Annotated in this window: 5 protein-coding genes; 1 reads left to right on the top strand and 4 read right to left on the bottom strand. The window is 67.2% G+C overall.

Features of this window, described 5'->3' with window-relative positions:
- Positions 1 to 196: 196 nt before the first annotated feature.
- Positions 197 to 1,132, top strand: a complete 936-nt coding sequence (locus L0D17_RS12565; protein WP_243095619.1) for an AI-2E family transporter — start codon at positions 197 to 199, stop codon at positions 1,130 to 1,132.
- On the opposite strand, the gene L0D17_RS12560 is transcribed toward L0D17_RS12565, so the two are convergent.
- Genes L0D17_RS12560 through L0D17_RS12545 form a run of 4 tightly spaced genes read right to left on the bottom strand, consistent with a single transcriptional unit; the run spans position 1,129 to position 6,919 of the window.
- Positions 1,129 to 2,997, bottom strand: a complete 1,869-nt coding sequence (locus L0D17_RS12560; RefSeq protein ID WP_243095618.1) for an APC family permease — start codon at positions 2,995 to 2,997, stop codon at positions 1,129 to 1,131. The two genes, L0D17_RS12565 and L0D17_RS12560, sit on opposite strands and share 4 nt — an antisense overlap.
- Positions 2,994 to 3,917 (bottom strand): hypothetical protein, encoded by a 924-nt coding sequence (locus L0D17_RS12555; protein WP_243095617.1) that lies wholly within the window; start codon positions 3,915 to 3,917, stop codon positions 2,994 to 2,996. The genes L0D17_RS12560 and L0D17_RS12555 overlap by 4 nt, the downstream gene beginning before the upstream one ends.
- Before the next feature lie 43 nt (positions 3,918 to 3,960).
- Entirely contained in the window at positions 3,961 to 5,235 is a 1,275-nt protein-coding gene (locus tag L0D17_RS12550) for an ABC transporter ATP-binding protein (protein WP_243095616.1), read from the bottom strand.
- A 10-nt stretch (positions 5,236 to 5,245) separates the two neighbouring features.
- A complete protein-coding gene (locus L0D17_RS12545) occupies positions 5,246 to 6,919 on the bottom strand; it encodes an ABC transporter permease (protein ID WP_243095615.1) in 1,674 nt (557 codons plus the stop codon).
- Between the last annotated feature and the right edge of the window lie 492 nt (positions 6,920 to 7,411).

The raw sequence follows: 7,411 nt of genomic DNA, 5'->3' as shown, positions 1-7,411 counted from the left end.
ACCCGGCCCAGGGAGGAAAGGACCCGGGCCTTCCTGGAGCGGGTGCTGCACCATTAGGCAAGGTAGGGGGACCACGGGTTTCCCGTACGGGGCCGACGGTGGCCCCGCTCGGCGCCAAGGGGGCAACCCACGCCCGGAGAGCCTTTGCGGGCGCGGACCCTCCACCCTGGAGCCTTCGCTTATGATGGCAAGCGGGATGTCCGGTGCCAACCGCTTTTTCCTAGGCCTCTTCCTCTTCCTCCTGGCCTTGTGGGCCCTGGCCAAGCTCTACACCCTCCTCCTCTGGGTCTTCCTCGCCTTCACCCTGGCGGCCGCCCTGGACCCCCTGGTAAGGGCGCTCCGGCGCTTCCTCCCCCAGCCTTCCGCCGTCTTGGTCGCCTACCTTGGCGTCCTCGGGGTCCTCGCCCTCGGGGTTTACCTGGCTAGCCCCTTCTTGGTTAGCCAGTTCCACAACCTCGGGGAGGTGTTGCCTAAGGTGTTGGCCTTTTTGGACCAGAACCTCGGCCTTTCCCTTCCCGGCCTGGCCTCGTCCCTGGCCCCTTCCTTCCGCCTGGCGGGGGATCTTGCCCTTAAGGTGGGGGAAACGGTTTCCGAGCTGGTCCTGGCCTTTGTGCTGGCGGTGATGATCAGCCTCGAGCCCCACCTGGTGGCCCGGGCCGCCCCGTACCTACCCGGGGAAGGTTGGCGGGAAGTCTTGGAGGCGACTTGGCGGCGGATGGGTTACTGGGCCCGAGCCCAATTCCTCATTGCCCTTTCCTTTGCCCTCCTGTTTGGGGGCTGGCTCTTTCTCCTAAAGGTGCCGAGCCCCTTCGCCTTGGGGGTGTTGGGGGGGATCCTGGAGGTGGTGCCCTTCGTGGGCGGCATCACGGCTGCGCTCCTGGCCGCCTTGGTGGCCCTTTCCTCCCTGGGCCCCTTTAGCGCCCTCTTGGTCCTTGCCGGGTACGGGGGCATCGCCCTCCTAGAGGGCAAGGTCCTTATCCCCCTCATCTACGGGCGCACGCTCGGCTTCCACCCCGCCCTGGTCCTCCTCGCCATCTTCGCCTTCGGCAAGCTCTTCGGCTTCTTGGGCATCTTCTTGGCCGTGCCCATGACCATCCTGGTCTCTGGCCTCTTCTCCCACTGGCGCCGCTAGCCTCCCACGTGAACCACCGGCCTTTTGCTGCGGTCCGGCTCGTGGCGGCGCAGGACCTCGTGCGTGAGGGTGGGCACGTCGCCCTCGCCGAAGAGAAGGAAGTTCAAGGCCGCCTGGAGGGGTCCCTCGTCCCCCCACTCGAAGTAGATGTGGGGTCGCTTGCCCGTGCGCTCCCGTAGGTAGAGGAGGAAAGCCGCTAGGGTGTTGGGGGCGGCGGTGCCCAGGATGCGGAACACCTTGACCTCAGGGTGATCCACGCCCCAGACCCAGGCTTCCGTGGTGAACTCGGAGGGGTCCTGGACATAGACTTCCACGAAGTAGATGGGGTCGTGGGCAGGGATGTGGGTGGCCTCCCGGATGCGGCGCTCCTTTTCCCAGTAGGCCGCAAGCCCACCCCGTTCCGGGCGGTGGGCCACGAGGCGGAGGGGCGCTTCTTGTTCCTTGATGAGGGCGACGAAGTGCTCCGCCATCTCGTCCAGGGCAAAGCCTTCCACCCTCAGCTCAAAGGAGCGTAGGGCGCGGGAAAGGAAGGATACGAAGAGGGTAGCGGCGATGAAGAAGGAAGCGATCCGCACCCCGTCTGGCCGCTCCACCACGTTGGCCAAGAGCACGTAGGCGAACACGGGGAGGAGGGCTCGGAAGTAGGCGGCTTCCCGCCGTTTTTCCTTTTGGGCGAGGAGGTAGATGCCCAAGGCAGCGGAGCTCATGACCACCAGGACCCCCGTGGCGTAGGCGGCGGCCTGGGCTTCCACCCGGGCCTGGAAGGCCAGGGTAAGGGCGAAGCCCACCCCGGTGAAGAAGAGGACGAGGAGCCGTCTCTGCTTGGCCCACTCTGGGGCCATGCCGAAGCGGGGCAGGTAACGGGGCACGATGGTGAGGAGGCCGGCCATGGCGCTGGCCCCGGCGAACCAGAGGATGACGATGGAGAAGAGGTCGTAAAGGCTTCCGAACCCTTCCCCCAGGTAGCGGTGGGCCAAGAAGCTGATGGCCCTTCCGGCCACCTCCTCGCTCCGCCACAGGTCTTCCGGGATCAGAAGGGTGGTGGCGAAGCCCGCAGCCACCAAGAAGCTCCCCATGACCAAGGCGGCGGCGAGGAGGAGGCGGTGGGCTCCCCGGATCCGGCCCAGGGGTTGCATTGGGGTGTCCGCCGCCCCCCCCCGGATCAGGGGCATGAGGGCCACGCCGGTTTCGTACCCGGAAAGACCCAGGGCCAGCTTGGGAAAGGCCAGGACCGTGACCAGGAGGAGTCCTGCTGGGTCGGGCTGGGCGGCCAGGAGCCTCCGCCACCAACCCTCCAGGTGGTCGGGGCGGAGATGGGCCAGGGCCGCGATCAGGGTGATGGCGTTGAGGGTCAGGTAGCCCAGGGTGATGGGGACGGCCAGGCCGATGGCCTCCCGGAAGCCCAGGTAGAAGACGAAGCCCAAAAGGCCCACGAGGAAAAGGGTTAAGCCCACCTGGTACCCTTGGAGCCAGGCGGGGGCCAGGGGGTTGCCCAGGAAGTGGACGGCGGCGTCGGCGGCGGAGAGGGTGATGGTGATCATGAAGTCGGTGGCCATGAAGCCCAGGACCACCAGGACCACCACCTTTCCCCGCCAGCCCGGGAGGAGGCGGGTGAGGAGGCCCACCGAGCCCTGGCCGTCGGGGCTCACCTCCGCCAGGCGGCGGTACACGGGGTAGACGGCGAAGAGGGCGAAGGCTACCAGGGTGAGGTTCGCCAGGGGGGAAAGGAGCCCCGCCGCCAGCAGGGCGATGCCCGGCTGGTACCCCAAGGAGGAGAAAAGGTCCACCCCGGTGAGGCATAGGACCTGCCACCAGGGGTAGCGGCCCTCCTCGGAATGGGCGCTCTGGTCGGGAAGGGTCTTCATAAGCGCTTAAGCGCCGCTTCCACCCCGGGTGGGACCCATCCGTACGCCTGGTACAGCGCCGCGGCGTGAAGGAGAGCCGCTTTTGCCTCGCTCTCCTTACCCTCCTTGCCCAGGGTTAGGCCGAGGAGGTAGACGGCCAAGGGGTTTTCGGGCGCCAGGGCCACCGCTTTCCGGAGCATGGCCTCGGAGCGGGCCAAGCCTTCTGGGCTCCTCGGGCCCCGCAGCACCCCGCCCTTGGCCTGCTCGCCCCGGTAGTAGTAGAACTGGCTCCTGACGTAGGCGAAGGAGAGGGGTTCCACCTCCTTGGGGCTGAGGGTGCCCTCCCGGGTCCGGTAGGCGAGGATGGCCCCGTCGCCGCTGTACTGGGGCTCAGCGAAGCGCAAGCCCTTGGCGGTGACCACGAGGAGGCCCCGGTGCCGAGGAAAGGGGGTGGGTTCCGAGGGGTCCACCAGGTAGTCGCGCCCCGCCAGGCGCAGGACCGCCACGGCGTGGCCCAGGTTACTCCGCTTACCCTCGGGGTTCTCGTAGACCATGTACACCCCTGCCCGGAAACCCGCCCCCTCCAGGAGGCCTTGAACCAGCACCGCCTGGAGGAGGCACTGCCTTTCCCCCTTGCGGGCGGCGTAGGCGAACTCGTAACCCTCTTCCAGGCTGAAGCGGGGAAGGAGGCGCTTGATGACCTGGAAGGCCCAGGTGGCGGCCTCTAGGGGAGGGGCCTTGGCCTCGCGATGCAGGGCCTCCTGGAGGCTCTCGCCAAAGGCGTGGCGGTACGCCGCATCCCACCACGCCCTAAAGGGGGGTGCCCCGGGGACCTCCTGGTAGGAGTCTTTGACCAGGGTGGCGAAGGCGGGGCTATCCAGGGGGAAAGCCCAGGCGACCAGGCTTAAGGAAAGGAGGAGAAGGGCATAGAGGTGCCTCACGGGTGTTGACTATACACCCAAAGGAGAGGGCGGGGCGCAAAATCTACCCTGGGCTTGGCCCGGAGGCCTCCCCTTCCGGCAGGAACAGGATTCGGGCGCGGTCGTCATAGCCCAGAAGGCCGGCGAACCTGCCCCATTCCCGGATCACTCCCAAGACCCGCTTGGCCTCGGGTTCGGGGAGGTGGTCCCGAAGCCACTCCAAAACGCGCTCCTCGGGGACCGCCTTACGCTCCACCAGGGCCCGGTGGAGCCGGGACATGAGGGGCACGTGCCTAAGGAGGTGTTCGGCGAACATGACCTGACGCTCCTTGGAGGTGGCCTCGGCCCAGGCCCTTCCCGCTGGGGTGAGCTCCACATCGCCCCGCTCCATCCGGGCGAAGCCCAATAGCTCCAAAGCCTCCAGCAGGGGGAAGAGCTCGTCCACTTCCAGCCCCTCCTCCTCCGCCAAGAGGGGCAGGTCCACCCGCCCCCCGTGGGCCGCCATCGCCTCGGCCAGGCTGGTCAGCCGTTCCACCGGAGCCTCGGGCAGACGCACCAGCTCCTCCTCCAGGTGGCGCTCCACCACCTCCCGCTCCGTGAGGGCCATGTAGATCTCCTCCACCAGGGCGCGGAAGGGGGGGTCGCTGGGGTCCCGGGGGTGGGGAAGGGGGATGGGGATTTCCCGGCCCACGCGGGCAGGGCTTCCCTGGAGGATCAGGGCCCGGTCCGCCAGGGCCACCGCCTCCTCGATGTTGTGGGTTACGAGGAGGACCGCTTGGGTGGAAAGCCGCCCGGCGAGCCACAGGTCCAGGAAATCCCCCCGGAGCCCCTCAGCGGTGAGGGGATCCAAAGCGGAGAAGGCCTCGTCCAGGAGGAGGACCAAGGGCTCCACCACTAGGGCCCGGGCGAAGCCCACCCGTTGCTTCATTCCCCCGGAAAGCTCCTTGGGCAAGGCGTCCTCAAAGCCCTTTAGCCCGATGAGGGCGATGGCTTCCCGGGCCTTCTGGAGCCGTTCCGCCCGCGGCACCCCCCTGGCCTCGAGGCCCAAGGCCACGTTCTCCAGCACGGAGAGCCAGGGGAAGAGGGCGAAAGTCTGGAACACCATGGCCACCCCCTCCACCGGGCCCCGGACGGGACGGCCTCGGAAGCGCACCTCCCCGGCGTCCGGGGGAATAAGCCCCGCCAGGATGCGGAGAAGGGTGCTCTTGCCCCCGCCCGAGCGGCCGAGAAGGGCCACAATCTCCCCCTCCCGCACCTCGAGGTCCACCCCTTCCAGGACCTTGAAGGGCTTCTCCCCGGTCTGGTAAGCCTTGGCGATCCCCTTGGCCACAAGCAGCATCCTTACCCCCTTAAAGCCGGAAGCGCTCCTCCGCCAAGCGGTAAAGCCGCCGCCAGAGGAGGCGGTTTAAGGCCACCACGTAAAGGCTCATCACGGCGATCCCCAAGAGGAGGTGGGGCCCTTGACCCTCCTCCAGGGTCCAGCGGGCGATGTAGCTCCCCAGGCCCGTGGCCTCCAGGGTATGGCCGCGCCAGGCCACCACCTCGGCCACGATGGAGGCGTTCCAGGTACCTCCGCTTGCGGTGATGAGGCCGGTGACCAGGTAGGGGAAGCTGGCGGGGAGGAGGAGGCGCCGCCAAAGGGCACAGCCCCTTAGCCCGAGGCTCTTGGCCGCCTCCTTGAGGTCTTCCGGCACCGCCATGCTTCCAGCCATGGCGTTGAAGAGGATGTACCACTGCGTGCCCAGGACCATGAGGAAGGCGGAGAACACCTCAAGGGAAAGGTGGAGGCGGAGGAGCAGGTAGGCGAAGAAGGGGTAGAGGAGGTTGGCGGGGAAGGCGGCGAGAAACTGCAAGAGGGCCTGCACCCTTGCGGCGAGCCGTGGCCTTTGGCCGAGGAGGATCCCCACGGGAACCCAGACCAGGGTGGCCAGAAGCATGATCCCAAGCACCCTCAAAAGGGTGAGGAACCCCAGGTAGAAGGCCTGACCCACCTGGGCGAGGCCCAAGGGGCGCAAAGCGGCGAGGAGTTCCCAAAGACCCCAGGCGGCGAAGAGGCCCAGGAGGAGGTAAAGGGGCCAGGTGGGAAGCGAAAGGGGTTGCGCAACCTGGAAGCGGCGCTCGGCGCCGAGGAGGGCCTCCAAGGCCCAGGCGGTCCCGGCCTCCGCCAGGCGCCTCACCGCCCGGGTACGCCGCAGGAGGTCCAGCACCCAGCTTCGCGTCGGTTCCTGCCCCGGCCGCTCCTCGTACTTGAAGCGTTGGCTCCAAGCCACCAGGGGCCTAAAGAGGAGCTGATCGTAGAGGAGGATGACCGCCAGCATGGCCAAGGCGGCGAGCCCCAGGGCGGCCAGATCTCCCTGGGCAAGGGCCACGGCCATATAAGACCCGATGCCCGGCAGGTCCACCTCGGTCTTGCCCACGGCGATGGCCTCCGAGGCCACCACGAAGAACCAGCCCCCCGACATGGACATCATGGCGTTGTAGACCAGGCCGGGTAGGGCGAAGGGCACCTCCAGCCGCAGGAAGCGTTGCCAGGGCGTGAGCCGGAAAAGCCTCGCCGCCTCGTCCAGCTCCCGGGGCACGGTCTTGAGGGACTGGTAGAAGCTAAAAGCCATGTTCCAGGCCTGGGAGGTGAAGACGGCGAAGACCGCCGCCAGCTCAAAGCCCAAGGCCCTCCCGGGAAACAAAGCGGCAAGGGCTCCCACGGTGGCCGCCAGGAAGCCCAGGATGGGCACGGACTGGAGGATGTCCAAAAGGGCAACCAGGAGGGCCTCGAGGCGGGTCTTGGCCGCCAACGGGGCGTACAGAAAGGTGAAGAGGATGGAAAAGACCAGGGCGAGCCCCATGCGGAAGGCGGTGCGCAGGGCATATTCCGGCAAGTGGATGGGATCCAGGGAGATTGGCTGTGGGGTGAAGGGGCCCGCAGCTTCCCGGGAGGCGCGAAGGAAGAGGGCCAAGAGGGCCAGGGTGAGGCCCAGGGCCAGGAGGTCGTAGCGGTTGGGCCGATCGCGGAGGAGGTGTACCATGGGGCTCCTTTGGGTGGGAGCGTTGCGCTCGTGCGCCCCTGCAGCATTCTACGCCCCTGAAGGTGTACAGGACGGGGTAGTCCCTTGACAAGGGATGAGGACTTGTAGACCTCAAAAAACTCGTGCCCCACACTAGGCGTGCCCTGGGGGTCGCGGGGAAGGTGGCCGCCACGTACCGCCTTTACGAGAGAAAGGCTCCAGGCTTCCCCGCTGCCTTGCGGTTTCGCAGCATCCCAACCTGTCTCCCAAGTCCCCCGCCCCTTGCTCCCTCCAGGCAGCGTGAAGCCCTTTTTGTGGCCCCCATGGCAGTCCTTGGTTTTGAGTTAAACAAGCTACGGGCTTCGCCTCCGGTACAGGAGGTTGGCACCAAACCCTCTCCCAGGGCCCACGGTCACTGCGTGGGCAGCTACTGTGGTCGTGTAAGGATTTATGTGTAAGGGTCCGTGTTTAATAGGGGGGCACACCTTAGCACGAGGAGGTGCCCCGTGGACC

It is taken from the genome of Thermus thalpophilus, assembly GCF_022760915.1.
GTDB lineage: Bacteria > Deinococcota > Deinococci > Deinococcales > Thermaceae > Thermus > Thermus thalpophilus.
This window is presented reverse-complemented; position numbering and strand designations above follow the sequence as displayed.

What these genes read in the sequence shown, in the direction of transcription:
- L0D17_RS12545 (WP_243095615.1), bottom strand. Translation starts at nt 6,919, where the DNA reads ATGGTACACCTCCTCCGCGATCGGCCCAACCGCTACGACCTCCTGGCC.
- L0D17_RS12550 (WP_243095616.1), bottom strand. Translation starts at nt 5,235, where the DNA reads ATGCTGCTTGTGGCCAAGGGGATCGCCAAGGCTTACCAGACCGGGGAG.
- L0D17_RS12565 (WP_243095619.1), top strand. Translation starts at nt 197, where the DNA reads ATGTCCGGTGCCAACCGCTTTTTCCTAGGCCTCTTCCTCTTCCTCCTG.
- L0D17_RS12560 (WP_243095618.1), bottom strand. Translation starts at nt 2,997, where the DNA reads ATGAAGACCCTTCCCGACCAGAGCGCCCATTCCGAGGAGGGCCGCTAC.